This window comes from Ectothiorhodospira marina (assembly GCF_900109495.1).
Classification (GTDB): domain Bacteria; phylum Pseudomonadota; class Gammaproteobacteria; order Ectothiorhodospirales; family Ectothiorhodospiraceae; genus Ectothiorhodospira; species Ectothiorhodospira marina.
This window is the reverse complement of the sequence record NZ_FOAA01000001.1, coordinates 309,819-334,926: the sequence shown is the minus strand read 5'-3', so window position 1 is coordinate 334,926 and position 25,108 is coordinate 309,819. Positions and strand designations below refer to the sequence as shown.

General features: G+C 61.9%; 21 protein-coding genes and 2 tRNA genes. 15 read left to right on the top strand and 8 right to left on the bottom strand.

Annotation, left to right across the window (positions count from 1 at the left end; all coding sequences use genetic code 11):
* Window positions 1-2: 2 nt before the first annotated feature.
* The 3 genes from BMY52_RS01550 to BMY52_RS01540 all read right to left on the bottom strand — a co-directional run bounded on the left by BMY52_RS01550 (window position 3) and on the right by BMY52_RS01540 (window position 4,667).
* Window positions 3-1,982 (bottom strand): AMP-dependent synthetase/ligase, encoded by a 1,980-nt coding sequence (locus BMY52_RS01550; RefSeq protein WP_090249959.1) that lies wholly within the window; start codon window positions 1,980-1,982, stop codon window positions 3-5.
* Window positions 1,972-2,775 (bottom strand): ABC transporter ATP-binding protein, encoded by an 804-nt coding sequence (locus BMY52_RS01545; protein WP_090249957.1) that lies wholly within the window; start codon window positions 2,773-2,775, stop codon window positions 1,972-1,974. Before BMY52_RS01545 ends, BMY52_RS01550 begins: the two co-directional genes overlap by 11 nt.
* Before the next feature lie 194 nt (window positions 2,776-2,969).
* Entirely contained in the window at window positions 2,970-4,667 is a 1,698-nt protein-coding gene (locus BMY52_RS01540) for an AMP-binding protein (RefSeq protein WP_090249954.1), read from the bottom strand.
* Window positions 4,668-5,081: 414 nt separating this feature from the next.
* On the opposite strand from BMY52_RS01540, the gene BMY52_RS01535 reads away from it, so the two are divergent.
* The 7 genes from BMY52_RS01535 (at window position 5,082) to BMY52_RS01505 (ending at window position 12,836) form a co-directional block, all read left to right on the top strand.
* Entirely contained in the window at window positions 5,082-5,597 is a 516-nt protein-coding gene (locus BMY52_RS01535) for a MerR family transcriptional regulator (protein WP_090249952.1), read from the top strand.
* A gap of 139 nt (window positions 5,598-5,736) precedes the next feature.
* Window positions 5,737-6,903 carry an isovaleryl-CoA dehydrogenase gene (locus BMY52_RS01530; RefSeq protein WP_090249949.1) on the top strand — a complete coding sequence of 389 codons (1,167 nt, stop codon included), beginning with the start codon at window positions 5,737-5,739 and terminating at the stop codon, window positions 6,901-6,903.
* A 54-nt stretch (window positions 6,904-6,957) separates the two neighbouring features.
* Window positions 6,958-8,565, top strand: a complete 1,608-nt coding sequence (locus BMY52_RS01525; RefSeq protein WP_090249947.1) for a carboxyl transferase domain-containing protein — start codon at window positions 6,958-6,960, stop codon at window positions 8,563-8,565.
* 14 nt (window positions 8,566-8,579) lie between these two features.
* Window positions 8,580-9,380, top strand: a complete 801-nt coding sequence (locus BMY52_RS01520; RefSeq protein ID WP_090249944.1) for an enoyl-CoA hydratase/isomerase family protein — start codon at window positions 8,580-8,582, stop codon at window positions 9,378-9,380.
* A 62-nt stretch (window positions 9,381-9,442) separates the two neighbouring features.
* The gene (locus BMY52_RS01515; RefSeq protein WP_090249941.1) at window positions 9,443-11,455 is read left to right on the top strand and encodes an acetyl/propionyl/methylcrotonyl-CoA carboxylase subunit alpha; all 2,013 of its coding nucleotides are present in this window, start codon (window positions 9,443-9,445) and stop codon (window positions 11,453-11,455) included.
* Complete coding sequence (locus BMY52_RS01510; protein ID WP_090249940.1) at window positions 11,452-11,928, top strand: MaoC family dehydratase; 477 nt, start codon at window positions 11,452-11,454, stop codon at window positions 11,926-11,928. The genes BMY52_RS01515 and BMY52_RS01510 overlap by 4 nt, the downstream gene beginning before the upstream one ends.
* Window positions 11,929-11,939: 11 nt before the next feature.
* Window positions 11,940-12,836 (top strand): hydroxymethylglutaryl-CoA lyase, encoded by an 897-nt coding sequence (locus tag BMY52_RS01505; protein ID WP_090249938.1) that lies wholly within the window; start codon window positions 11,940-11,942, stop codon window positions 12,834-12,836.
* 11 nt (window positions 12,837-12,847) lie between these two features.
* Here the strand turns inward: BMY52_RS01505 and BMY52_RS01500 are convergent, their stop codons facing one another.
* Window positions 12,848-13,702: a class I SAM-dependent methyltransferase gene (locus tag BMY52_RS01500; RefSeq protein WP_245740491.1), complete on the bottom strand. Its 855-nt coding sequence runs from the start codon at window positions 13,700-13,702 to the stop codon at window positions 12,848-12,850.
* A gap of 67 nt (window positions 13,703-13,769) precedes the next feature.
* A complete protein-coding gene (locus BMY52_RS01495; protein ID WP_090249933.1) occupies window positions 13,770-15,050 on the bottom strand; it encodes a hypothetical protein in 1,281 nt (426 codons plus the stop codon).
* 188 nt (window positions 15,051-15,238) lie between these two features.
* Between BMY52_RS01495 and BMY52_RS01490 the strand changes: the two genes are divergently transcribed.
* Entirely contained in the window at window positions 15,239-17,239 is a 2,001-nt protein-coding gene (locus tag BMY52_RS01490; RefSeq protein ID WP_090249930.1) for an acetoacetate--CoA ligase, read from the top strand.
* A 335-nt stretch (window positions 17,240-17,574) separates the two neighbouring features.
* Here the strand turns inward: BMY52_RS01490 and BMY52_RS01485 are convergent, their stop codons facing one another.
* A complete protein-coding gene (locus BMY52_RS01485) occupies window positions 17,575-18,267 on the bottom strand; it encodes a hypothetical protein (RefSeq protein WP_245740488.1) in 693 nt (230 codons plus the stop codon).
* A gap of 102 nt (window positions 18,268-18,369) precedes the next feature.
* Here BMY52_RS01485 and BMY52_RS01480 point away from each other — a divergent pair, with 102 nt between their 5' ends.
* Window positions 18,370-19,176, top strand: coding sequence for an inositol monophosphatase family protein (locus tag BMY52_RS01480; RefSeq protein ID WP_090249927.1), 807 nt, complete (start codon window positions 18,370-18,372; stop codon window positions 19,174-19,176).
* A 109-nt stretch (window positions 19,177-19,285) separates the two neighbouring features.
* Here the strand turns inward: BMY52_RS01480 and BMY52_RS01475 are convergent, their stop codons facing one another.
* Complete coding sequence (locus tag BMY52_RS01475) at window positions 19,286-19,933, bottom strand: TorF family putative porin (RefSeq protein ID WP_090249925.1); 648 nt, start codon at window positions 19,931-19,933, stop codon at window positions 19,286-19,288.
* Between the two features lie 232 nt (window positions 19,934-20,165).
* Between BMY52_RS01475 and BMY52_RS01470 the strand changes: the two genes are divergently transcribed.
* The 5 genes from BMY52_RS01470 to BMY52_RS01450 all read left to right on the top strand — a co-directional run bounded on the left by BMY52_RS01470 (window position 20,166) and on the right by BMY52_RS01450 (window position 22,913).
* The gene (locus tag BMY52_RS01470) at window positions 20,166-20,963 is read left to right on the top strand and encodes a type II secretion system protein N (RefSeq protein WP_090249922.1); all 798 of its coding nucleotides are present in this window, start codon (window positions 20,166-20,168) and stop codon (window positions 20,961-20,963) included.
* A gap of 98 nt (window positions 20,964-21,061) precedes the next feature.
* Window positions 21,062-21,137: transfer RNA gene (locus BMY52_RS01465), tRNA-Gly, on the top strand.
* Window positions 21,138-21,214: 77 nt separating this feature from the next.
* Window positions 21,215-21,288, top strand: a tRNA-Cys gene (locus BMY52_RS01460).
* A 269-nt stretch (window positions 21,289-21,557) separates the two neighbouring features.
* On the top strand, window positions 21,558-21,866 hold the full coding sequence (locus tag BMY52_RS01455) for a hypothetical protein (RefSeq protein ID WP_143050396.1): 309 nt from the start codon (window positions 21,558-21,560) through the stop codon (window positions 21,864-21,866).
* A 129-nt stretch (window positions 21,867-21,995) separates the two neighbouring features.
* Window positions 21,996-22,913, top strand: coding sequence for a sensor histidine kinase (locus BMY52_RS01450; RefSeq protein WP_090249920.1), 918 nt, complete (start codon window positions 21,996-21,998; stop codon window positions 22,911-22,913).
* 37 nt (window positions 22,914-22,950) lie between these two features.
* Here BMY52_RS01450 and acuI read toward each other — a convergent pair whose 3' ends face one another.
* On the bottom strand, window positions 22,951-23,934 hold the full coding sequence (gene acuI, locus BMY52_RS01445) for an acrylyl-CoA reductase (NADPH) (RefSeq protein WP_090249918.1): 984 nt from the start codon (window positions 23,932-23,934) through the stop codon (window positions 22,951-22,953).
* 247 nt (window positions 23,935-24,181) lie between these two features.
* Between acuI and BMY52_RS01440 the strand changes: the two genes are divergently transcribed.
* The gene (locus BMY52_RS01440) at window positions 24,182-25,108 is read left to right on the top strand and encodes an AAA family ATPase (RefSeq protein WP_090249915.1); all 927 of its coding nucleotides are present in this window, start codon (window positions 24,182-24,184) and stop codon (window positions 25,106-25,108) included.

Sequence of the window (25,108 nt, the reverse complement as noted above, 5' to 3'; positions counted from 1 at the left end):
GCTTAAGCCTCCTCTGCAACACGAGCCGGGATGACGTCATGGACCGTCAGGTGGCGCTTGAGCATCCCCGATGCGCCGGTTTCGTAACTGATCCGAGCTTCGTATTCGATAGCCCGTCGACCGTCATAAAGGGCATCGATGATCGGTGAGTAGTGTTGGTCGATAACCTTGCGCTTGAGCTTGCGGGTGCGAGTGACCTCGCCGTCATCAGGGTCGAACTCCTTGTGCAGATTGACAAAGCGCCTTATCTGCAGACCTTCCGGTAAAACAGTGTTGACATGAACCACCTCGCCATTGATCAGGTCATACACTTCCGCTTTCTGGGACAAATCGGAAAACGAGGTGTAGGCGACGCCATGCTCCTCGGCCCAGTGCCCCACAGCCTCCATGTCAATGACGATCAAGGCCGCCAGGAATGCCCTTTCTCTACCCAGGATGCAGGCATCCTTGATGTACTGGCTGAACTTGAGGCGATTTTCCACGTAGGTAGGAATGAACCGGTCACCCGCCTCGGTGTAGACCACCTCGGAGACCCGTCCCAGCACCACGAGTTGACCATCTTCCTCCAGATAGCCAGCATCGCCGGTATGCATCCAGCCATCCTGGAGAGTCTCCTGGGTGGCATCGGGGTTGTTGAAGTAGCCGTCGAAGATGTTGTTGGCGCGCACCAGGATCTCGCCATCCTTGTTGATCTTGAGATCCACGCCGGGGAACGGCTTGCCGGCGGTGTGCAGACTGATGGAGTCCGGCGGCTGGGCCACGCACAGGGCGCAGTTCTCCGTCTGGCCGTAGAACTGAAGCAGATTCAGACCCAGAGCACGGAAGAACAGGAACACATCCTCACCAATGGCCTCCCCTGCCGTGTAGGGACGCTCCACTCGGCTCAGGCCCAGGTGATCCTTGATGGGTCCGTAGATGAGTACTTCCCCCACGCCACGCCAGAAGCGCTCCAGGGCACTGGGCACCTTGCCTTCCAGGCGACGCCGCTCCAGTTCCACCGCAAAGGGCATGAAGTGATGGTAAAGACGCCGCTTGAACGGCGAGGACTCATTGATGCCCACCTGGATTCGGGTGAGCATGTTGGACCAAGCCCGAGGAGAGCTGAAGTACAGCGTCGGAGCGATCTCCCGCAGGTCGTGAAGGGCGGTTTCCTGCTTCTCGGGAATATTGACGCAAAAGCGCAGTGCCAGCGCAGCCCCCACGGTGAAAATGAAGTCCCCCACCCAGGCCATGGGCAGATAGGCCATGTGCACTTCACCCTTGCGGAAATACCCCGCTGTCGAAGCGCTGCGCACCCCCGAGAGGATATGCCCATGCTTGAGCGGCACGCCCTTCGGCGCCCCCGTGGTACCTGACGAGTGCAGCAGCACGGCAATGTCATGCACCGACACGCGGCTTTGCAAGTCCGCGTCCAGACCCGGACGTTTTTCCCTCTCCTGCTGACCCTGAGCCATCAGATCCAGGGTACTCACCGCCCCCTTGGGCTCTTCTCCCTTCAGACCTCGCTCGTCATCAAAGACGATCAGTTGCAGACGGTCATAGCCGTTCTCGCGGACGGACAACAGCTTGTCCACCTGCTCTTGGTCCTCCACCAAGGCGCAGCGGATGGCCTCCGCCTCCATCTGACCCTGGAGTTCCGCAGGATTGGTGTCCGGGTAGGCCGGCGAGGGAATGGCCTTGAGGCACACGGCGGCCAGCATGCCGAAGTAGAGGGCGGGTCGGTTATCACCCACCACCAGGATGCGGTCGCCGGCGCGCACGCCACGGGCTTCAAGCCCAGCGGCCAGGCTCATGACATGATCCAGATAGTTCTGCCAGGTGTACTCGTGCCAGATGCCCCGATGACGTTCACGCAGGGCGACCTCGTCACTGTGCTCCCGGGCATTGTGAACCAGTAACTGGATCAGGTGATCATCTTCCCGCCAGTCAGGGTGCAGGGCATCCTCAGGCGGATCTTCGCGATATTGTCTTTCAGGCTGCATCTTGAGTCTTCCCGATGTAGGCCGCGACCACGGCAGGATCATTGATGGCCTCGCGAGTGGGGCCTTCGGCGATCTTCTCCCCGTTATTGAGCACCACAGCCCGGTTGCAAATGGCGGTGACCACGTCCATGTGGTGCTCGATGAGAAGCATGGTGACGCCCATGGCATCGCGGGCATCCAGGATGAAGCGCACCATGTATTCCTTTTCTTCCTGGTTCATCCCAGCCATGGGCTCGTCCAGGACCAGGAAGCGGGGTTCGGCACACAGCGCCCGGGCCAGTTCCACACGCTTTTGCATCCCGAGGGGAATCACATCCACCGGCTGGTCGCGCACACTCTCCAGCTGCAGCAGGTCGATGACCTCCTCCACCTTGACCCGGTGCGAGACCTCCTCCTTCTGCGCCCACCACCAGTAGAACAGTGAAGCCAGGGAGCTGGGACGCATGAAGATGTGCCGTCCCAGCAGGATGTTGTCCAGTACACTCAGCCCCTTGAACAGGGCCACGTTCTGAAATGTGCGGGCAATGCCCTTCTGGGCAATTCGATGAGGCCGCAAACCGTTGATGGGCTCGCCAAGAAAGCGAATCGCACCCTGCTGGGGCGGATAGAAGCCAGTGATGGCATTAACGAGCGTTGTCTTGCCCGAGCCATTCGGCCCCACCAGGCCAAAGATCTCACCCTCCTTCACCGTCAGGGTGATGCCCTTGAGCGCCTGAAGGCCACCGAACCAACGGCACACCTCCTCGCATTCCAGTACGGTCTGCTGGCCGACGATTTCCTGCGTTTTCGTCATGCCTCGTTCCTCCGAGTACCTGCTGTGGTTTTCCCGTGCCGGGCCAACGCACCGTTGTGGCTGTTCCCGTCCCCAAGGTCGGGTCACGCACGCCGGGCGCGCACCCCGCCGTCGCGCACGGCCCGGAGGCGATGCGCGCCCTGTTGTTCTTGTGGTTCCTGAATGCCTTGCCTCGCGCCGGGACCGGCGCCGGCTCAATGCCCCCCGCCAGGATCCCGAAGCCCCAGGTCCGTCAAGCTCTCGTCACGAAGCATGAATTTGAGTGCTCGCCCGGTGCTGCCGGGGAAGGATTCGTAAAACCGCACGTAGCGCGGGATCTTGAAATGGGCGATCTGCTCGCGGCAGTAGTCCTGCAGCATTTGCGCGGTGAGCGTTGCCTCACCGCTCTGGAGTTCCACGCAGGCGCAGACCACCTCACCCAGGCGTTCGTCCGGGACGCCCACCACCACCGCGTCGCGAACCCGCGGATGGCCACGCAGATAATCCTCGATTTCCTGGGGATAGATGTTCTCGCCACCGCGAATGATCACGTCCTTGACGCCACCCACAATCCGGCAATAGCCCGCCTCGTCCAACCGGGCCATATCGCCGGTGTGCAGCCACCGTGCCGCATCCACGACACGAGCGGTCAGATCGGGGTCGCCCCAGTAGCCCCGCATGACGTTGTAGCCGCGCACGCACAACTCGCCCACATCGCCCAGCTGCACGATGCGGCCCTCGCTGTCGATGATCTTGGCTTCCTGATGCGGGCGAATAGTGCCCACGGTGGACAGTCGGTGCTCGACTGCATCGTCCACATCGCTCATAAAGGAGATGGGCGATGATTCGGTCATGCCATAACCGATGGTCACTTCGGTCATGTGCATGCGGTTCATCACCTGGTCCATGGTGTCCGGCGGACACGGGGCCCCCGCCATGATCCCGGTGCGCAGCGTGGACAGATCAAAGCCGGCAAACTCCTCGTGGTCCAGCATGGCCTTGAACATGGCCGGCACACCATACAAGGCGGTACACCCTTCCTTCTGCACCGCTTGCAGGGTGTCCAGTGGCTCAAAGGCTTCCCCGGGATAGATCATGGCACTGCCATGGGTCAGGCAGGCCATGTTGCCCATCACCAGACCAAAGCAGTGAAACAGCGGCACCGGGATGCACACGCGATCCTCTTCGCTCAGGCGAAGCGTTCGACCCACCGTCAGACCATTATTGATGATGTTGTGGTGGGTCAGCGTCGTGCCGGCCGGATCGCCGCCCATGGCATTGCTGAACTGGATATTGGCCGGCGCATCGAAGTCCACCAGAGCGCTCAGGGAGCGCACGCGCTCCAGGGTTTCGGCATTGGGCGCACACAGCAACTCGGAGAAGTTGATCATCCCGGGCGTGGACGCCGATCCCACCCGGATCACCCGCTCAAGACTCGGTACCGCCTCGCAACGAAGCGCCCCTGCCCCCGCGCTGGCCAACTCCGGAAAGAGTTCGCTCACCATCTTCAGGTAATCGCTGCTCTTGAATTGGTCCTGAATGATCAGTGCGCGTGCTTGCACCCGCTGGAGGGAGCGCTGCAATTCCGCCTTGCGAGCACCTGGGTTAACGTTAACGGAAATCATGCCGACCCGGGCCGCGGCAAACATGGCCAGCGCCCACTCGCTCCGGTTCATCATCCAGATGGCCACCCGATCGCCCGGATCCAGACCAAGCTCCAGATAGGCGGCGGCCAGCGCATCCACCTGTTGGTCCAGTTCAGACCATGTCCAGCGCCTTCCTTGCTGGCAGTCCACCAGAGCCAACCCCTCGGGCCATACCGTGGCCAGATGATGGAGTTGCTCACCCACAGTGATGCCCCACAAGGGCTCGGTGCCCGCACCGCACACATAACTAAGTCTCTGACCTGACATCAGGACTGACCTCCTGCCTTTGGTTTGGCGCCGGTTGATCCCGGTCTGATTATGGGATTATCTGTAATAAGGTTATAGGCAATTTAGTTACCGTTTACGTCTACGTCAACCTTTTTTTGCTGTATTCTGTACGGGCTTATTCACCAGGCCGCTGACAACCGCTTCCCAGCGCACCATCCCGGTGCATAACGGGAAACCTCGGGCAGCGGCAGAGAGTGACCGGACTGGTCGATAAAAAAGATCGCTGCAATGCAGCATACAGTGCTTCACCCGCTCCCGGTTTCACGTACAATGGAAGCAACCCGGAAAACCCCGCTTGCCGGATCCACCGAAATGACGTTCACGTTTGCGGCACCCCCCCCCCCCAAGCCCCCTCCCCCGGAGTGGCCAGCAGTAGCCGACGGAGGTTCACACATGACTCAACCCCAGCCCGCCTTCAAGGAAACCGATGCCCATGGCACCACGTTCACGATCGGTGAACTGGCCCGGGAGTTCGGTATCACCACCCGCGCCATTCGTTTCTACGAGGATGAAGGCCTGCTCTCCCCCCTGCGCGTGGGCACCAAGCGCCTGTACCGCCGCCGGGATCGTGCGCGCCTGAAGCTGATCCTGCGGGGCAAACGACTGGGATTCACGCTGGGCGAGATGCGCGAGGCATTCGATCTCTACGACGATGCCCACGGGGAGTCCCGGCAACTGCGCTATTACCTGAAGGTGCTGGACGAAAAGCGCCAGCATCTCCTCCGTCAACGGGAGGACCTGGAAGAGACCCTCAAGGAACTGGAGCACTCCTACGCTCACTGCGAGCAATTACTCTCGGCCCAGGAGAAGGAGAAACAGGACCGCACAGCGGAGACGACCAACCCCGGGCGTCCCGGCGACACCGACAGGCCTGATCGCAGCGAGACCCGACTCAAGACGGGCTCCTGAGGCCATTACGGAGGATGGCCCATTGCCGACATGCGCCTCTCTCCCGGGCATTTAGTGCCGTTTACGTTAACGTAAAACGTTATTGACGTTTACGTGAACTGAATATACGCTTCTGGAAAACCACTTAAAGGACCACGCCATGAGTCACCACCCTACCCTCGACTTCGACCTGGGCGATGAAATCAACATGCTGCGTGATGCGGTCGCGGAGTTTGCCGCCGCCGAAATCGCACCACGAGCGGCTGAAATCGACCAGAACAACGAGTTTCCTCAGGATCTGTGGCCCAAGCTGGGCGAGATGGGGTTGCTGGGGATCACCGTCAGCGAGGAGTACGGCGGCAGTGGCATGGGCTATCTGGCCCACATGGTCGCCATGGAAGAGATCTCCCGCGCCTCCGCGTCGGTGGCTCTCTCCTATGGCGCGCACTCCAACCTCTGCGTCAACCAGATCAAGATCAACGGCAGCGAGGAACAAAAACAGCGCTACCTGCCCAAGCTGATCACCGGAGAGCACGTGGGCGCGCTGGCCATGTCCGAACCGGGCGCGGGCTCCGATGTGGTGGGCATGCGCCTGCGGGCGCGGCGGGAAGGCGATCGCTACATACTCAATGGCAACAAGATGTGGATCACCAACGGCCCCGAGGCCAGCACCTATGTGGTCTATGCCAAGACCGATCCCGACGCCGGCCCCAAGGGCATCACGGCCTTTCTGGTCGAAAAGGGTACCCCCGGATTCTCCACCGCCCAGAAGCTGGACAAACTGGGCATGCGCGGCTCGAACACCTGCGAGCTGATTTTCGATCACTGCGAGGTGCCGGCGGAGAACATCCTGGGCCGTGAGGGTGAAGGCGTGAAGGTCCTCATGTCCGGCCTGGACTATGAGCGCGCGGTGCTGGCTGCTGGCCCGCTGGGCATCATGGCCGCCTGCCTGGACGTGGTCTTGCCCTATGTACATGAACGCAAGCAGTTCAATCAGGCCATCGGGGAATTCCAGTTGATGCAGGGCAAGCTGGCGGACATGTATGTGGGCCTGAATGCCTCCCGGGCCTATGTTTATAGCGTCGGTCGCGCCTGCGACCGGGGGCAGACCACGCGCAAGGATGCTGCCGGGGCCATCCTGTTTACCGCCGAGAAGGCCACTGCCATGGCGCTCGAGGCCATCCAGTGCCTGGGGGGCAACGGCTACATCAATGAATACCCCACCGGTCGACTACTGCGTGATGCCAAGCTCTACGAAATCGGAGCCGGCACCTCCGAGATCCGGCGCATGCTGATCGGTCGGGAACTGTTCAAGGAAACCCGCTGAGGCCGTCCCAGTGCGCCCGGCACCCAATGAGCAAACTGGTGGGCAGGGAAACCGATGAGCGTCATCAAAAGCAAGATCAACACAAGATCCGAGGAGTTCAGCGCCAACCGGTCGGCCATGTCGACCCTGGTGGAGGATCTGCGCCAGCGTGTGGCACAGGTCAGCGCCGGCGGCAGTGAAGGGGCCCGTGAACGCCATCTGTCCCGGGGCAAATTGCTGCCCAGGGAACGCATACGGGTACTGCTGGACCCTGGCTCCCCGTTCCTGGAGATCTCCCAGCTGGCCGCCTGCGGGCTGTACGATGACGAGGTGCCCTCCGCGGGGGTCATCGCCGGCATCGGCCGGGTGTCGGGTCGCGAATGCATGATTGTGGCCAACGATGCAACGGTCAAGGGCGGTACCTACTATCCCATCACCGTCAAGAAACACCTGCGGGCACAGGAAATCGCCCAGCAGAACCGCCTGCCCTGCATCTACCTGGTGGATTCCGGCGGCGCCAACCTACCCAATCAGGACGAGGTGTTCCCGGACCGGGATCACTTTGGGCGCATCTTCTACAATCAGGCGGTCATGTCGTCCCAGGGCATTCCGCAGATCGCGGTGGTCATGGGCTCCTGCACGGCAGGTGGCGCCTATGTGCCGGCCATGGCCGAGGAAAGCATCATCGTCAAGGAACAGGGCACCATCTTCCTGGCCGGACCGCCGCTGGTGAAGGCGGCCACCGGCGAGGTGGTCACCGCCGAGGAACTGGGGGGGGCCGATGTACATGCCAAGGTCTCCGGGGTGGCTGACCATTACGCCCTCAATGATGCCCATGCCCTGGGGCTGGCCCGTCGCTGCGTCAGTCGCCTCAATGGCGACAAGCAGGTGAGTCTGGATCTGCGACCCTCGCGCCCGCCGCGCTACAGCCCGGAGGAAATGGGCGGCATCATCCCCACTGACACCCGCAAGCCCTTCGATGTCCGCGAGGTCATCGCGCGCATCGTCGACGGCTCCGAACTGGATGAATTCAAGGCCTTGTACGGCACCACCCTGGTGTGCGGCTTTGCCCACATTCATGGCTACCCCGTGGGTATCGTGGCCAACAACGGCGTCCTCTTCTCCGAATCCGCCCTCAAGGGGGCCCATTTCATCGAGATGTGCAGCCAGCGAGGCATTCCCATGGTCTTTCTGCAGAACATCACGGGCTTCATGGTGGGTCGCAGGTACGAGTCCGGTGGCATCGCCAAGGATGGGGCCAAAATGGTCACGGCGGTGGCCTGCGCCCGGGTGCCCAAGTTCACCGTCATCATCGGGGGCAGCTTCGGGGCAGGCAATTACGGGATGTGCGGACGCGCCTATTCGCCGCGCTTCCTGTGGATGTGGCCCAATGCCCGCATCTCGGTGATGGGCGGCGAGCAGGCGGCGGGCGTGATGGCGCAGGTGAGGCGAGACACCCTGGAACGCCAGGGCAAGGCCTGGTCCAGCGAGGAAGAGGAAGCCTTCAAGGCCCCCATACGTGCACAGTACGAGCATCAGGGTCACCCCTACTATGCCACAGCACGCCTCTGGGACGACGGCGTCATTGATCCCGCAGACACCCGCATGGTGCTGGCGCTGGGCATCTCCGCCAGCCTCAACGCACCCATCGAGGAGACCCGCTTCGGGCTCTTCCGCATGTGACCTGGAGGAAGATCATGGCGAACAATATGTTGCTGGTCCATGCCGAAGCCGGCGTTGCCACCATCACCCTGAACCGCCCAGATCGTCACAATGCCTTTGACGATGCGCTGATTGGGGAACTGACCCGCACCCTCGTGACGCTGGAGCAGGATCCAGCGGTCAGGGCCGTAGTCCTCACCGGGGCAGGCAAGAGCTTTTCCGCTGGGGCCGACATCCACTGGATGAAGCGCATGGTCGACTACAGCGAAGAGGAAAACCATCGCGATGCCCTGGCCCTGGGCCAACTGATGGACACCCTCTATCGGCTCGACAAGCCCACCGTGGCACGGGTCAACGGTGCCGCCATGGGAGGTGGCGTGGGCCTGGTGGCGGCCTGTGATGTTGCCCTGGCAGCCCCCCGGGCCCGATTCTGCCTGTCGGAGGTTCGTCTGGGCCTCATCCCGGCCACCATTTCCCCCTATGTGATCGCGGCCATGGGCGGGCGTCATGCGCGGCGCTACTTCACCACGGCGGAGTTGTTTGATGCGGAGCGTGCCCGGCAGATCGGCCTAGTGCATGAAGTGGCCTTGGACGAGGCAGACCTGGACACGATGCTGACGCAGCTTTTGGAGCAGCTGACCCAGAACGGCCCCCAAGCCATGACCGCCGCCAAGGCGCTGGTGCGGGACGTGGCAGGCCAATCCATTGATGCCGGGCTGCTTGAGGATACCTCGGCCCAGATTGCCCACATTCGCGTCAGCCGGGAAGGCCAGGAAGGGCTGGGCGCCTTTCTTGAAAAGCGCTCGCCGGTCTGGCCCATGCCCGGTGCGGCTTGAGTGGACCCCTTTCATCGCCTCCGTGTGAGGCACCATGCGATTCACCTGACAGGGACTGGAGCATGTTCGACAAGATACTGATCGCCAACCGGGGGGAAATCGCCTGCCGGGTCGAGCGGACCTGCCGGCGACTGGGGATCCGCACCGTTGCGGTGTACTCCGAGCCGGACAGTCAGGCCATGCACGTGAAGGCCTGTGACGAAGCCTGGCCCATCGGCCCCGCCGCGGCACGGGAAAGCTACCTGAACCAGGCGCGGATCATCGAGGTGACCCGGGAGAGCGGCGCCCAGGCCATTCACCCGGGCTACGGCTTCCTCTCGGAAAACGCCGAATTCGCCCGAGCCTGCCGGGATGCCGGCATCGTGTTCATCGGCCCACCCCCGGAGGCCATTGAGGCCATGGGTTCCAAGAGCGCCGCCAAGGCCATCATGGCGGAGGCCGGCGTTCCCCTGGTACCCGGCTACCATGGCGAGGATCAGTCGCTCCAGCACCTGGCCGCCGTGGCGGAAGAGATCGGTTATCCGGTGCTCATCAAGGCCTCCGCCGGTGGCGGCGGCAAGGGCATGCGCCGTGTGGACCGCCCCGAGGAGCTGGCCGAGGCCCTCAAGGGGGCTCAGCGGGAGGCGGCGGCGGCCTTTGGCGACGCCCGCGTGCTCATCGAGAAATACCTGCTTCAACCCCGCCATGTGGAGGTCCAGGTCTTCGCGGACTGTCACGGTCAGGTCGTGCACCTGTTCGAACGGGATTGCTCTGTGCAACGGCGCCATCAGAAGGTGATCGAGGAGGCGCCGGCGCCGGGCCTGGACGAGGTGCGTCGCCGGCATTTCGGGGAAACCGCAGTGGCTGCTGCCCGGGCCATCGGTTACGTGGGCGCAGGCACCGTGGAATTCATCATGGATGGCCGGGGCGACTTCTATTTCATGGAAATGAACACCCGGCTGCAGGTGGAACACCCGGTCACGGAAATGATCACGGGTCAGGATCTGGTGGCCTGGCAACTGCAGGTGGCCGCCGGCCAGTCCCTGCCCTGCGAACAGTCGCGTCTGAGCTTCAATGGTCATGCCTTCGAGGCACGCATCTATGCCGAGGATGCCGACCGGGGGTTCCTGCCCGCCACTGGCGCGATCCGCCACCTGCGCACGCCCGAGGAATCACCCCACGTGCGCATCGACACGGGTGTTCAGGAGGGGGATGAAATCTCCGTGCACTACGATCCCATGATCGCCAAGCTGGTGGTCTGGGATCAGGACCGTGAAACCGCCCTCAACCGCCTGCAGACCGCCCTGAGTGAGTTCATCGTGGTGGGCACCACCACCAACGTGAATTTCCTCGCCCGTCTGGCGGCTCACCCAGATTTTCGGGCGGCGCGCATCGACACCGGTTTCATCGAGACGCACCGGGGCGCCCTGCTACCGGCACCCCGGGAGATCAGCCCGGCCCTGCTGGCCGCGGCCACGCTGCATGAGTTGCTGCGGGTGGATCGCGAGAACCTGGAGCGGGCGCGCACATCGGCGGATCCTCATTCCCCCTGGCATGGCACCTCCGGCTGGCAGCTCAACGGCGACAGCCACCGCACCCTGCACTTCCTGGACACTGTTCAGGATCTTGACCTCAAAGTGATTGCTCATTACCGGGATGACGGCTTTCTGATTGAATGGGCCGGTCATCGTCACCGTGCCCGCGGACACCTTCATGCCGACGGACGGCTGCGCATGCAACTGGACGGCGTGCACCTAGACGCCTGGGTATTGCGGGACGGACAGCGACTCACCGTGGCCATGAGTTCCGAAACCCGGGAGCTCATGTTGCACGATCCCCTGGCCGCCGGCATGGATGACGAGGTCAAGGAAGGCAGTCTGGTGGCCCCAATGCCGGGTATGGTGGTGGCCGTACATGTGAAGGTGGGCGACCACGTTTCCGAAGGCGACGCCCTCATGGTGCTGGAGGCCATGAAGATGGAATACGTGGTGAGCGCCTTCAATGACGGCGTGGTGGACACAATTCATTTCAACGAGGGCGACCAGGTGAGCGAGGGGGCTCCGCTTCTGGCCATCCGTCCCGGAGATGCACAATGAGCACCTACTACCTGGAAGATCTACAACCGGGGATGCGTTTCAGCACCGGCTCACAGGAGATGACCGAGGCGGACATCATCCGTTTCGGGGAGGAGTTTGACCCCCAGCCCCACCATGTGGATCCGATGGCCGCTCGCAACACTTTTTTTCGCGGCCTCGTGGCCAGTGGCTGGCACACCATCTCAGTCATGACGGCCATGGCCATCCGCTCAGACCTGCGCATGGCCGAAGGCCAGATTGGCATCGCGGTGGAAGGCATCCGCTTCATCAAGGCCGTGCGCCCGGGCGATCGCATCACGCTAGACATGGAGATCCGTGAGGTCAAGGCCTCCGAGTCACGTCCCGGCTGGGGGGTGATCAAGGTCTTGTGGATCGCAATCAATCAAGCCGGTGAACCCGTGCTTGAACTGCAGCCCAGCATCCTGGTGAAAGCACGTGAGCGCCTCGGACAACCCGTAGCCAGTGCCGAGTGAAGGAGAGAGCCATGCCCCTGCCCCATGCCGTCAACATCGTCGAGGTGGGCCCCCGGGACGGATTGCAGAACGAGCCCGGCAACATCGACACGAATGTGAAGTTGGAACTCATTGGCCGCCTGGTGGATGCTGGGCTGCGTCAGGTGGAGGCGACGGCGTTCGTCTCGCCACGCTGGGTGCCCCAGATGGCGGACCACACCCAGGTCATGGCCGGGCTACCCAACCGGCCGGGCGTCCGCTTCCCAGTACTCACACCCAACCTCAAGGGTTTCGAGAATGCCGTAGCCGCCGGCGCCCGTGAGGTGGCAGTCTTCGCAGCGGCCTCGGAAGCCTTCTCACGCAAGAACATCAATTGCAGTATCGCCGAGAGCCTGGAGCGCTTCGAGCCGGTCCTGGCTCAGGCCCAGGAGCAGGGGATTCTGGTGAGAGGTTATCTGTCCTGCACTCTGGGGTGCCCTTACGAGGGCGATATCGCCCCCGAGGCGGTGGCCCGTGTGGCCAGGCGCCTGTACGATATGGGGTGCTGCCAGATCTCACTCGGTGACACTGTAGGCACCGGCACCCCCCTGAAGGCGCAGCGCATGGTGGAAACCGTGGCAGAACAGGTGCCCCTGGCAGATCTGGCGGCTCATTTTCACGATACCTACGGGCAAGCCCTAGCCAATCTATTCGCCGTACTGAAATTAGGCATCAGCACGGTGGACTGTTCCGTAGGAGGTCTGGGGGGCTGCCCCTATGCACGGGGCGCCTCTGGTAACGTGGCCACCGAAGAGGTGGTCTACATGCTCCATGGTATGGGCGTCGAGACGGGCGTGGACCTGCGTGCCCTAGTGGATACGGCCCACTGGATCCATCGGCAACTGGATCGCCCTATGCAATCCCGGGTCGCGCGCGCCATGGGAGAGTGAGGCGCTCCGGTTCAGTCCATTCTCACCCAGGCGCCCATGACCACCCGAATCCTTTCCATCTCCAGATTACGCATCACGTTGCGCCCCATTTCAAGGAATCTCTGACCAAATATCAGCTCTGGGGATAGCGGCGCTGATTCTCCAGGGGTACTGTCCTCGCGCCCCGCTTCGCGCCGGGTGTGCTTGCGCCGCCATTGCAACGCCACTTGACTGACATCTTCCACATGCACAGGGCGCAAACCGGCCGCACTCAAAAGACTCTGGAGTGCATCCAGGGATAACAGGTGACTGTGGGCCGGATCATCTGCCCAAGGCACCGGGAACACGGGAGAAGTGGTGGATGGTCCCTGCACCACCTCATGAAGCCACAACTGCCCACCGGGAACCAGCGCCCGACGTACCTCGCTCAGGGCGGCGGCTGTATCCGGTACATTCAACAGTGTGTGCTGTGACCACACCCCATCGAAGGTGGCTGGGGGAAAAGGCAGGTGCTGAGCATCCGCATGCACGAAACCGGTGCAATCCTTGAGCCCGGTGGCCTCGCTCAACCAATAGGCCACCTCCAGATAGGGGCCGGTGACATCCACACCCACCACCTTGACGCCATACTCCGCCGCCAGCAGGCGACTGGTGCCACCGGTGCCACAACCCAGGTCGAGCACCCGCATTCCCGCCTCGAGCCCGACCCGTGCTGCCAGGGCACGACTCGCAGCACGCCCCCCCACGTGCAACTGGTCAATGGCGGCAATGTCGTCACAGGAGAGGCGGTCTGGATCGAGCCCACGCGTGATCAGCGCCCGGCGAAGATGGTCGAGCAGACCCGCCTCGGCATACCGGCGAGCCAGGGTTTGCATGTGAGAGGACATCGGCAACTCCTTGCAAGCATCGGGACCGGGTCGCCCGCCAACTCTCGGGGGCGACCCGGTCAGTGCTTCAGAAACGGGTTCTGAGATTCAGGCTCACTGCATCCACGCTGTCACGCCCGTCGATCAGGTCTGCGGTATCCGCATAGCCATAGGTGGCCCACAGGCTGGTGGACGGTGTCACGTCGTAGTGCAACTGAATGTCACCGAAAACCACATCCTCGGTCCGATCCGGGGCATCCCCCGTCTGTCCCAGATTGGGGGCCATGCCGTCATAGCGCACCGACCCGGCGGCCAGTTTCAGTTGCCAGTTGTCACGGGGGCTATAGGTGCCGCGCACGGCCAGCAGATGCCGGTCGATGTCCTGATCATCTAGTGCGCTGAATTCCCGTGATACCTCGCCGAGCCCTCGCATGTCCAATGCCTCGACGTACGTCGCGGAGGCATCGTGGCGTGGGCTGCTGTGGATCAGACTGGAGAAGGTATCGAAGCCCGATTCAATCAGGGATCCGCCGATATTGAAGAAATACTGTGCCTCCAGATTGAAGTTGTCGGACAGTTCGAACCCGCCCCGCAGGAAGCCGGCAAAGGTATCGTTGGTGTAGACCGCGTCACCACCGCCCAGATAATGGGCACCTGTAGTCACCTTGACCGGACCCAGTTCGCCCTGCGCCCAAGGGGAGACGAGCGTGCCATCCCGCGGGGCATAGAATCGTCCGCCTTCATAATCTCCGGTATTGTCTTTTTCGTCATCACCCACGTAATGCCCCAGCAGTGCCCCCCATGACCAGTCGTTCGTATTACCCACGAAACCGGCGAACAGCAGATAACCATCATCCTTGCGGTCATCCAGAGTCCCCTTCTGGCGCTGGTCCCCCCCTGCCAGGAAGGTCACGCCCTCGGCCACTGGACCCAGGATCATGATCCGGTCGCGACGGTCATCGGCCACGGTGATACCGAAGTTCCAGTTGGCGATCTGGCGACCGGCGCGCAGGTTCCAGTCCCCCAGAGGGATCTGGACATAACCATAGTCCAGGGTCACCGTGCGATGATCACGTCCCAGAGTGAACGGCTGACTCTGCTGCAGCGCATCCACATCCCCTGAGCGATCCCCGCGCCAGGTGTCGTTGATGAGGTTTACACCCGCGTGAACACTCACGCCATCCTGCAGGCGAATGTCCGACTGCACCCGCAACCGCTGCTCGAAACCGTTTTCATAACTCCCCGCAGCCGGCAGACGGCCGAAGGCCCGTACATCGATGTCTCCGCTGAAGTCATACTCAACAGCCCATGCACTGGGCGCAGCCAACAGGCCTGCCAGCGCCAGATATCCGGATTTGATACCCATCATGCCTCTCCTCCCAATGGTGATTTTCATCGTTATGCCTTTCACTAACCTCAACGCCATTGCGCCAAGACGCAGATAAGGCTAGATTACGTTTACGATAACGTCAATTACTATATTACCCGAACGTAAACGTTATTTTACGTAGCGGTTAGGTAAGCATGGATCAATCTCAATCAGACGGGGAGGCAGGCATGAGCATGCAGGAGGAGATTCTTTGGCAACCGGGACCCCGGGAACTCACCCAAAGCGCCATGGCCCGTTATCGGGACTGGCTCGTACAGGAAGGCCACGGCCCCTTCCACGACTATCAAGACCTGCACAACTGGTCCGTGAGTCATCCCTCGGCGTTCTGGGGCAGCATCTGGCGCTATACCGGGGTGCGCGCCAGTCGCGATCCTGACCAGGTGCTCGACTCGACCACCATGCCCGGAGCCCGCTGGTTCGCAGGTGCCCGGCTGAATTTCGCCGAAAACCTGCTGCGCCATGCCATCCATGGCAACCCCAGTGAAGAGGTGGTACTGGAAACCAGCGAATCCCGGGAAGATAGACGACTGGATCGCGCCACCCTGCTCGCTCGGGTGGCCTCGCTGCAGGCATGGCTGCAAGAACAGGGCGTGACCCCAGGAGATCGTGTGGCAGGCGTCGTGGGCAATACCCACGAAGCCCTGGTAGGTATGCTGGCCACCACCGGGCTGGGTGCCATCTGGAGTTCGGCATCACCGGATTTCGGTGTCTCTGCCATTGTGGACCGTTTCGGGCAGATTGAACCCAAGGTTCTGCTCCTCACCAATGGCTATCGCTATAACGGCAAGGTCTTTGATCGCACAGACCAGAACCGCGAACTTTCACGGCAGATTCCGGGGATTCAACGTGTGCTGAGTCTATCCATGCTGCCAGAACTGGGCCACCCGGACGATTCTCTATTTGTGCCTTGGGAAACTGCGCTGAGCGCCTACCCCAAGGCCACACCGATATTTGAACAACTCCCAGCGGATCACCCCGTTTATATCCTCTACTCCTCCGGCACCACGGGCGTACCCAAGTGCATCGTCCATGGAGCCGGCGGAATGCTGCTCAATCACAGCAAGGAATTGCTGCTGCATGCCGATCTGGGGGCGGGAGACACGTTCTTCTATTTCACCACCACCGGCTGGATGATGTGGAACTGGCTCGCCTCCGGACTGCTCACCGGTGCACGCCTGGTCCTTTTCGACGGGTCACCGGCGCACCCGGACCTGGATTGCCTGTGGTCCCTGATTTCCCGGGAACGTGTCACCCATTTCGGCACCAGCGCCAAATATCTGGGCAACTGTCGCAAGGCCGATCTGGAACCCGGCAATACCCATGACCTGTCGGCCTTGCGCGCCCTCTTTTCCACCGGCTCTCCCCTGCTGCCCGAGGATTTCGACTGGGTGTACCACAGCGTGAAGGCGGACCTGATGCTCAGCTCCATCTCCGGCGGGACCGATATCTGCGGTTGCTTCGTGGGTGGCACCCCCCTGCTGCCGGTACGGCGGGGCGAAATCCAGTGTCGCATGCTGGGTGTGGATGCAAGAGCCTACACCCCGGATGGTCGGGACGCTGGACATGATCGGGGTGAACTGGTCTGCGTGACCCCCTTCCCGGCCATGCCGGTGAGATTCTGGAACGATCCGGACGGGGCCCGTTACCGCAAATCCTACTTCGCCACCTACCCCGGCATCTGGGCCCATGGTGACTTCATCCAGTTCACACCACACGGCGGCGCCGTCATCTACGGGCGGTCCGATGCCACGCTCAATCCTGGCGGGGTACGCATCGGCACTGCGGAAATCTACCGGCAGGTGGAAACCATTGCGGAAGTGGCAGACAGCCTGGTGGTGGGGGCTCCCCATGAGGATGGTGATGTGGAGGTGGTGCTGTTCGTGGTCATGGCGCCGGATCAGACCCTCACACCGGAACTGGAGAAGCGCATACGCTCGCGTATCCGTGCCAACGCCAGCCCGCGCCATGTGCCGGCCAGGATCCATGCCGTCAGCCAGATCCCCTATACGCGCAGCGGCAAGAAGGTGGAGCTTGCCGTCGCCCGCATGCTTCAGGGCGAAACGGATGCGGAGAACCTGGGTGCGTTGGCCAACCCGGAATCCCTGCAGGAGATTGCACGATGCCTGGCATTGGCGGGCCAGGACAAAAGCCGCCCGGCACGCCCATGATCAGTCAGGGGCGGGTATTCAGCCCGCCCTTCGTCACAACCCGATGCAACGGTCTCGCATCAGGCATGAGCCATATGGCGAACATGGGAGGGTCAGCGGGCCTTATCATGCCTCCATGACCACCACCCTCACCCTCTTTACCCAACTCCTTCCCCCTGTACATCACCATTGGCCTGGGCTGGCTGGCCGGGCGTTATCTCCAGGCTAGCGGGGGGCATATCGCCGGGATCATGCTCTACATCATCACTGCTCAAGCCCTGTTTGCCTTGGCCTTCATCCCGGTGATGGTGACGTGGTGGATGCCGCAGGGCCCGGGGTAACCCGCCACCATCCAACTAACTCAACCGCCTCGCCTGGCGGAACAGCCCCTTGAGGGGGGCCTCGAGAAAGTACCTTGCCTCACGGGGCGCAATACCCTTGTCACGGCAGAAGCACGCCAGGGCATAGGCGATCTCCGGTCGCCCCAGAGACGCGGACCGATCCATCGCCGGGCCAGCGCATTTGCCGCAGCCGCCCACCCGGGCGATGAAGGCAGTGTTGGCCATGAAGATGCCGAACCCCATCCATACAGCCACCAGTTCCGCCACGTGGGCCTCATTGCCCTGCTGGGCCGGGGCTGGACTGGGGCGCGTAAACACCCACCAGGCCGCCAGATCCCGGGCCAGCTGGGCGACCAGAGCCTGTCGGTTGGCCCACAGGCGAGGATCGTATTCAAGCACCAGTGGTTCCGCCTCACTGGGCCGGGTCGGGAAGTGGGTCCCGGTGCCGGCCGGCACCAGTCGCATCGGCACCCCCTCAAAGCCGGCATGCTGGCGGATGGATTCGAACGTGGCCACGGCGGCGCCGTGGGGATCCTGCACTTCGGCAGGGAAATGCTCGCGGATGGGCATCACCAATTTCGCCTGGTCCAGGGGGCGCAGATCATCCTGTTGCGACAGGGTCCACTCACGGACGTCCTTGATCCAGACACGAGTGGTGTCATCGATGAGGGGTGTGCGGTTCAACCAGGCGGGGACAGCGATATTCAAGATCGAACTCCTTGGTGTGGCGGGTGATTCTGACAGCAACCAGCGAGCTGCAGCAACGGCCCGGCACTGCATCGTGAGCGGATTCTCGTTTATGATCCGGGGATGACAGATCATTCCCCCACCATCACGTCGTTGGACTGGCATTCCATCACCCAGGGCGTGTGTCAGCGGGTGGACCAGGTACTGAACCAGGCCGATCGGTCTGGACGTCTGAAAACCGATGGATCATGGGTCACCGACACGGACATGGCCATTCAGCGTGAGTTGCAGGACTGGCTGGCGGAGCTTCACCCCGAGATCGGGTTTCTCGGCGAGGAGATGACGCCCCAGGCCCAGCAGGAGGCCCTGGCGGGGGATCGCCCCCTGTGGGTGCTGGACCCCCTGGACGGCACCAGCAACTTCCGCGTGGGACTGCCCGCCTATGCCACCAGCATGGCACTGCTGTCTCATGGCCGGGCGGTGTTCGGGCTGGTCTACGACCCCTGCCGCCGGGAGACCTTCACGGCTGTTCATGGCCAGGGGGCATGGCTCAATGGCGAACGCCTCACGATCGATCCAGACAGCACCCTCAACCTGGCGCGGGCGGTGGCCGCAGTGGATTTCAAACGTCTGCCCCCTCCGCTGGCCATGAAACTGGCCAGTGAGCCACCCTACGCCTCGCAACGGTCCATCGGGTCCGTCGCCCTGGAGTGGTGCTGGGTGGCGGCCGGCCGGTTTGCCGTGTACGTGCACGGCAAGCAGAACCTGTGGGACTACGCTGCCGGCCAGCTCATCCTGAGCGAGGCCGGCGGCCACCACACCACCCTGCAGGGCGAGGCGCCCGCGGTGCTGGATCTGCGTCCGCGGTCGGCGGTGTGTGCAATGTCGCGGGAACTGCTGGATGCCTGGGAGCGGGCCCTGCAGGTGTAGCGACTCGCCCCAACCTGAGCTGCCAGCCACATCATTTCCGCCTTTATGATAACGGAAATGATGTGTGTGTACGCCGGATTCCAGGGCCGTCCAAGGCCCGAGCAGACCCTCAGAAGCTCAGGGTGTACCCCGCCACAAACAGATCCTGAGCATCGTTTTCATCGCGCGAGGCATAGGTCAGTGAGATCTCACCCACCTCGACGGCTCGGCTCACACCCACGCCCCAGAAGGTGGTGCCATCATCCTTGTTGGGATCATCGTAGCCCAGTTCGGCATTGAGGTAGGTATCAGGCATGAAGGCATGACTGGCACCAATCACATAGGAGGTGTCGCCTTCCGCATCACGATCATGGGCATGGGTCAGGTAGCCCACCTCAGCGTACATGGAGGCATATTCAACGGCACCGATAATCTCGGCTTCATACCGGTCCTCAAGCTCTGAATAGTAAACGTACTCGTAGGCGACGCCGAAATCGAGTTCACCCGCCGTAAAGCCATACCCCAGGAAGGGCGCCACCTCCTGCCCCTCGCCCGGTCCCAGAGTGGACATGCCCACACCCGTGAAAAGGCCCGATTCGTGAGCATAGACCACCCCACCTTGCACCACGGCGTTATTGTCCGAGCCACTCTCTCCACTATCGATGTAGTCACTGAACACGCCGACATTGAATTCCAACTCGGCCTGAGCAGTCACAGGTGCAAGCAGTCCTGAAACGAGGGTTGTCACAGCGCCAGACAGCACAAGATTCTTCTTCATTGCGTGAATCATCGGTATAGCCCTTACAGAAAGTGAGCAGGGAAAAATTAGAAATAACTATGAGCGGAGCTGCCTTAATAGGGCTGCATGCCCCACCGCGGCGTCACTGTGAGACCCGCTCACTGCCAATCAGGTAACGACATAGCGAATCATAATCGTTCTCATTGGAAATACCAATACCTGAACATGACAAACCTTTGGGGCCGGCGCTTGCGCCCGGTATACTCACGGGATGCGCCGACTCTTCCTGATGTTCCTCATTGGTTTATTCCTGCTGGCCATCCTGCTGACCTCAGCGGTATGGGTGCTGGCCCAGACCCCCATGACCACACTGCAAGAGACCGCCGGGCGTCACCTGCCGTTGCCCGCACCACTGGCCAGGATGGATGTGGAAGGATCTTTGGGTCGCGGGCAGATCAAGCAGGTGAGCCTGCCACGGGTTGCCGGAGTGGATCTGGGCCCCGCGGATTTCCAATGGGAACTGCGCCCCTTGCAGGCCATTACCGGGCGCATGGTGGCAGATGTGGAGGCAAGCGCGGCAGACGGCCAGTTCCAGGCGGTGGCCAGCCGCGGCCTGTCGGGCTGGCGCGTCGCCGACGGCCAGGGTCGCATGTCCGCCGCCACCCTGGGGCGCATGCTGCGGGGCGCGGGTCTGAATGATGCGGAACTGGGCGGAATCCTGTCCCTGGACCTGCACCGGCTCGAACTCACCGACGAGGGAGAGATCCGTTCCGCCAGTGGCCGACTCCACTGGAACAACGCCGTCATCCAGGCGGATCGATCTGTCAGGCTGGGGAATCTGACGGGTGACTTCACCGCCCAAGGTCACGAGTTCAACGGGACATTCACTGACCAGGGGGGGCCCCTCGCCTTGCAAGGGAAGATCACCGGCCATCTCACCCAGGGCCGGATGCATATCGAGGCCACCGCCTCTCCCCGTAACCAAGACGATCCCGCACTGGCCCACGCACTCTCACAAGTGGGCGAACAGCGCGGCAACGCGTACGTGATCCGCCTGCAGAGGCCGTAAGCCCGAACGACTGCCCCAGACTAACCGTTTTATTTCAAGAAGATAAAAAAAGGTTGACAGTGGCACGCGGGTCTGTAGAATACGCACCCATCAGCGACGCGGGAATAGCTCAGTTGGTAGAGCACAACCTTGCCAAGGTTGGGGTCGCGAGTTCGAGTCTCGTTTCCCGCTCCAAAGTTTCTCAAAACCTCGGCGCTGCCGGGGTTTTTTGTTTGATCATCGGGGATACTGAACTTCCCCGGTAGCTCAAAGGCTGGGTGGCAGAGTGGTTATGCAGCGGCCTGCAAAGCCGTGTACGCCGGTTCGATTCCGACCCCAGCCTCCATTATCTTCTCCTGAAAAGGCCCCGAGTCCATCGCGTGACTCGGGGCCTTTTTTTGGTTGAATATCGTTCTTGCGACATCACTCACAGCACAGCTTCGCCAATCATAGTTCAGTGGAAGGCGGCGGGGAATGAGACAGGTCACGCATCCCCCAGGGTGCAAAAAACGTGATCAACGGCTCTGCCTTTTGCCACGAAATAGGCATACAATTCAGCGATTCTGTACCCCATTTCTGAATCGTCGGTAGATGCACCGATCAAGGAGATTAGTTATGACACATCGCAAATTGCTTCCGGCCGTCATCACGGGCATTGTCACTGCCCTGCCCTTCGCCCTGCTGGTGGGCTGCTCCGATCCGGGTCCGGCCGAAGAGGCTGGCGAATCCGTGGACGAAACCATGGAAGAAGCCCAGGAACAGTTCGATGATGCCGTGGAGGCTACCAAGGAAGCAGCCGAAGACGCAGCCGAGAGCGTGAGCGACATGGTCGATGAACCTGGCCCCGCCGAGGAGGCTGGGCGCGAGGTGGATGATGCCGCCGAGGAAGTGGAAGAGACTGCCGAAGAGTTGAAGGAAGACTGATACCGTTCGTCGGCCTTATCGTGGGGGGCACTCCAATGCCCCCCATTCAGAGTGTGTTGCACGTCACACTCTGATTGAGGATCGTTTACACTCCCGAAGTCGTCTCTTCACCTCTCTCGGGAGTTCTCTGTGGTCGAAATCACCAGGGCTTTGGATCTGAACGCAGAGCAGGAAGCCCTGATCGACATGCACAGTTTTCTCAATGTGCTCAACATCCTCGCCTGTGAACTGGATCTGATGGCCTACGGCTTGGGAGATTCCCGGCCCATTCAGGAAGCCTTGGCGCTGGTGCATGAATTTGCCAACGCCCTGCAGACCCCGGAACGGGCAGCCCCGTGGCTGGCCGACCCCCAATCCCTGCAAAACCGCATCCACACCCTGATCACCCAGGGCCTGGAAAACACGACACCCGATGCTGAATTGCGTGCCTCCGTCGATAATATCGAGTCCGTCCTTGCGATTCTTGGAACTCGGGTACGCGAATTGGAGGCCCGCTCGGATAAACCACTTGGCTGGACCTGGCTGGAGGTGGACCCGCTACGCATGGATTTCTGGCACCTGTTGATGGCCATCGAAAAGAACAGCAAGGGTCGGTATCGCATCATCCAGAACATTGCCGAGCAACAGCCAGAGGATTACCTCATCAAGGTGGATATCGACAGCCTGGAAAGTGAGCACCTTTATGTGCCCGCCATTTTCCAGGATGTGATGCGCGACCTGCTGGCCAACGCCCGCAAATATACCCCGCCCGGCGGACGCATCCTGGCCGGGCTGAAAGAGACGGATCACGAGGTTCGTTTTGTGGTGGATGACACCGGCGTGGGCATTCCTCCCCACCAGATTGAAGATATCGTGGAGTTTGGCGTGCGCGGCGAAAATGTCCGTGACAGACCCACTCGAGGCGGCGGCTTCGGCCTCACCAAGGCCTACTGGGTGGTGAGCCATTGCAACGGGCGCATGTGGATCGACTCCGACCTGGGGGTCGGGACCCGCATTGAAATCGCCCTGCCCCGACCCAGCCCTCAGACCACCCCACCTCCACGCTAACCCATCCCCAGGCGAGGCCGCGCTTGATGGGGCCAGGTTAACGGTTTACATCCACAACGGTACGACCGCGCACCTGTCCTGACAGGATTTTCTCTGCTAGCGGAATGACCTCGTCCAAACCCACTTCAGTCGTCATGGACTCCAGCTTGTCCGTATCCAGTTCCGTGGCGATGCAGTCCCAGGCCTCCACGCGCCGCTCCATGGGCACATACACACTGTCCACCCCCAGCAGATTCACTCCACGCAGAATGAACGGTGCCACCGTCGTGGGCAGATCCATACCCTGGGCCAGGCCACAAGCCGCGACACTGCCGCCGTACTGGGTGGTGGAAAGCACGTTGGCCAGGGTCTGACTGCCCACTGTGTCTACCGCTGCGGCCCAACGGGTCTTGCCCAGAGGCTTTCCCGGACCCGAGAGTTCATCCCGGTGGATGACTTCCGACGCACCCAGGGCCTTGAGATGACCCGCCTCCTCGATTCGGCCGGTGGACGCCACCACATTGAACCCACGCCCCGCCAGCAAGGCCACGGCCACGCTGCCTACGCCCCCATTGGCCCCCGTCACCAGCACATCCCCTTTATCCGGCGTAACCCCCTGGCGCACCAGGGCCAGCATGCAGAGCATGGCCGTGTAACCCGCGGTTCCTACTGCCATGGCCCGGCGCGGGGTTAACACGGAAGGCAACGGCACCAGCCATTCGCCCTTCACCCGAGCCTTCTGACTCATGCCACCAGGATGCCCCTCGCCAACACCCCAGCCATTGAGGATGACCGCGTCGCCGGGCTTGAAGTCAGGATGATCGCTGGATTCAACGGTTCCGGAGAAATCGACGCCCGGCACCATGGGATATTGCTTCACTACCGGGGCCTTGCCGGTGATGGCCAGACCATCCTTGTAGTTCAGAGTAGAATAGGCCACCTGTACGGTCACATCCCCCTCGGGCAAATCGGCATCCGTGAGAGACTGGACACTGGCGATGACTCCCTCATCGTTCTTGTTCAACACAATGGCTCGATGCATGACGTTTTTTCTCCGCAGGTACGGGTATACGGGCCGAGGCATTGAACCCGATCCGTCAGCTTGCCAGACTGTGAAAGTGTGAAAAACCCCTGGCCCGTCTTTCCCGCAAGGACCTGGACGAGCCGGTAGAAACCCGCAAGGCCATGACCTTCCGGGTGAAGGAACTGAAGCGTTAATGCCGCCCATCCCCCTGTGAGGTGGATGATGAAGACGCCATGAGGATGGATGCACAGTGACTACCCACGAAATGCCCGCGGATCTGACCCGCCGCATCGACGCCGTACTGGAGCAACTCAACACGGTCATCTATGGCAAGGCCACCCCCGTGCGCCTGTCATTGGCCTGTCTGCTGGCCCGTGGGCACCTTTTGGTGGAAGACTTGCCCGGCGTGGGCAAGACCACCCTGGCCCATGGCCTGGCCCGCACCCTGGGGCTGCAGTTCCAGCGGATCCAGTTCACCAGCGACCTGCTGCCGGCGGACATCCTGGGGGTGTCCATGTTCAGCAGCGAGCGCCAGCGGTTCGAGTTTCACCCAGGACCGGTCTTCTCCCAACTGATCCTGGCAGACGAGATCAACCGGGCCACGCCCAAGTCACAAAGCGCCCTGCTCGAAGCCATGGAAGAGCAGCAAGTCACCGTGGAGGGGGTCACTCGACGCCTGCCTGAGCCCTTTTTCGTCATTGCCACCCAGAACCCCCAGGAGCAGATCGGCACCTTCCCCCTGCCCGAGTCCCAGATGGATCGATTCCTCATGCGGATTCACGTGGGCTATCCCGATGCCCGGTCGGAACGGGCCCTGTTACGGGGGCGGGACCGACGCGAACTGCTGGAAGAGTTGCCGGCCCAACTGCAGGATGACCAACTGGCCCAACTCCAGGAACAGGTGACGCGCATCCATGTCTCCGACGCCCTGCTGGATTACCTGCAGGCCCTGATCGCCTACTCTCGCCAGCCAGGCCTCTACCAGATGGGCTTGTCCCCGCGGGCGGGTCTGGCACTGATGCGGGCCTGCCAGGCCTGGGCCCTGGTGAATCACCGGGATCACGTGATGCCCGAGGACGTACAGGCCATTCTGCCCTCGGTGGCCGGGCACCGGCTACGCCTGGTGGAGTCTCCCACCATGGCACCCGCACAGGTGATCCAGGGTCTGATTGAGGCAGTTCCGGTCCCCTGA

Coding starts and splice junctions, on each gene's coding strand:
- BMY52_RS01550 (WP_090249959.1), bottom strand. CDS start 1,982: ATGCAGCCTGAAAGACAATATCGCGAAGATCCGCCTGAGGATGCCCTG.
- BMY52_RS01545 (WP_090249957.1), bottom strand. CDS start 2,775: ATGACGAAAACGCAGGAAATCGTCGGCCAGCAGACCGTACTGGAATGC.
- BMY52_RS01540 (WP_090249954.1), bottom strand. CDS start 4,667: ATGTCAGGTCAGAGACTTAGTTATGTGTGCGGTGCGGGCACCGAGCCC.
- BMY52_RS01535 (WP_090249952.1), top strand. CDS start 5,082: ATGACTCAACCCCAGCCCGCCTTCAAGGAAACCGATGCCCATGGCACC.
- BMY52_RS01530 (WP_090249949.1), top strand. CDS start 5,737: ATGAGTCACCACCCTACCCTCGACTTCGACCTGGGCGATGAAATCAAC.
- BMY52_RS01525 (WP_090249947.1), top strand. CDS start 6,958: ATGAGCGTCATCAAAAGCAAGATCAACACAAGATCCGAGGAGTTCAGC.
- BMY52_RS01520 (WP_090249944.1), top strand. CDS start 8,580: ATGGCGAACAATATGTTGCTGGTCCATGCCGAAGCCGGCGTTGCCACC.
- BMY52_RS01515 (WP_090249941.1), top strand. CDS start 9,443: ATGTTCGACAAGATACTGATCGCCAACCGGGGGGAAATCGCCTGCCGG.
- BMY52_RS01510 (WP_090249940.1), top strand. CDS start 11,452: ATGAGCACCTACTACCTGGAAGATCTACAACCGGGGATGCGTTTCAGC.
- BMY52_RS01505 (WP_090249938.1), top strand. CDS start 11,940: ATGCCCCTGCCCCATGCCGTCAACATCGTCGAGGTGGGCCCCCGGGAC.
- BMY52_RS01500 (WP_245740491.1), bottom strand. CDS start 13,702: ATGTCCTCTCACATGCAAACCCTGGCTCGCCGGTATGCCGAGGCGGGT.
- BMY52_RS01495 (WP_090249933.1), bottom strand. CDS start 15,050: ATGATGGGTATCAAATCCGGATATCTGGCGCTGGCAGGCCTGTTGGCT.
- BMY52_RS01490 (WP_090249930.1), top strand. CDS start 15,239: ATGAGCATGCAGGAGGAGATTCTTTGGCAACCGGGACCCCGGGAACTC.
- BMY52_RS01480 (WP_090249927.1), top strand. CDS start 18,370: ATGACAGATCATTCCCCCACCATCACGTCGTTGGACTGGCATTCCATC.
- BMY52_RS01475 (WP_090249925.1), bottom strand. CDS start 19,933: ATGAAGAAGAATCTTGTGCTGTCTGGCGCTGTGACAACCCTCGTTTCA.
- BMY52_RS01470 (WP_090249922.1), top strand. CDS start 20,166: ATGCGCCGACTCTTCCTGATGTTCCTCATTGGTTTATTCCTGCTGGCC.
- BMY52_RS01455 (WP_143050396.1), top strand. CDS start 21,558: ATGACACATCGCAAATTGCTTCCGGCCGTCATCACGGGCATTGTCACT.
- acuI (WP_090249918.1), bottom strand. CDS start 23,934: ATGCATCGAGCCATTGTGTTGAACAAGAACGATGAGGGAGTCATCGCC.
- BMY52_RS01440 (WP_090249915.1), top strand. CDS start 24,182: ATGCCCGCGGATCTGACCCGCCGCATCGACGCCGTACTGGAGCAACTC.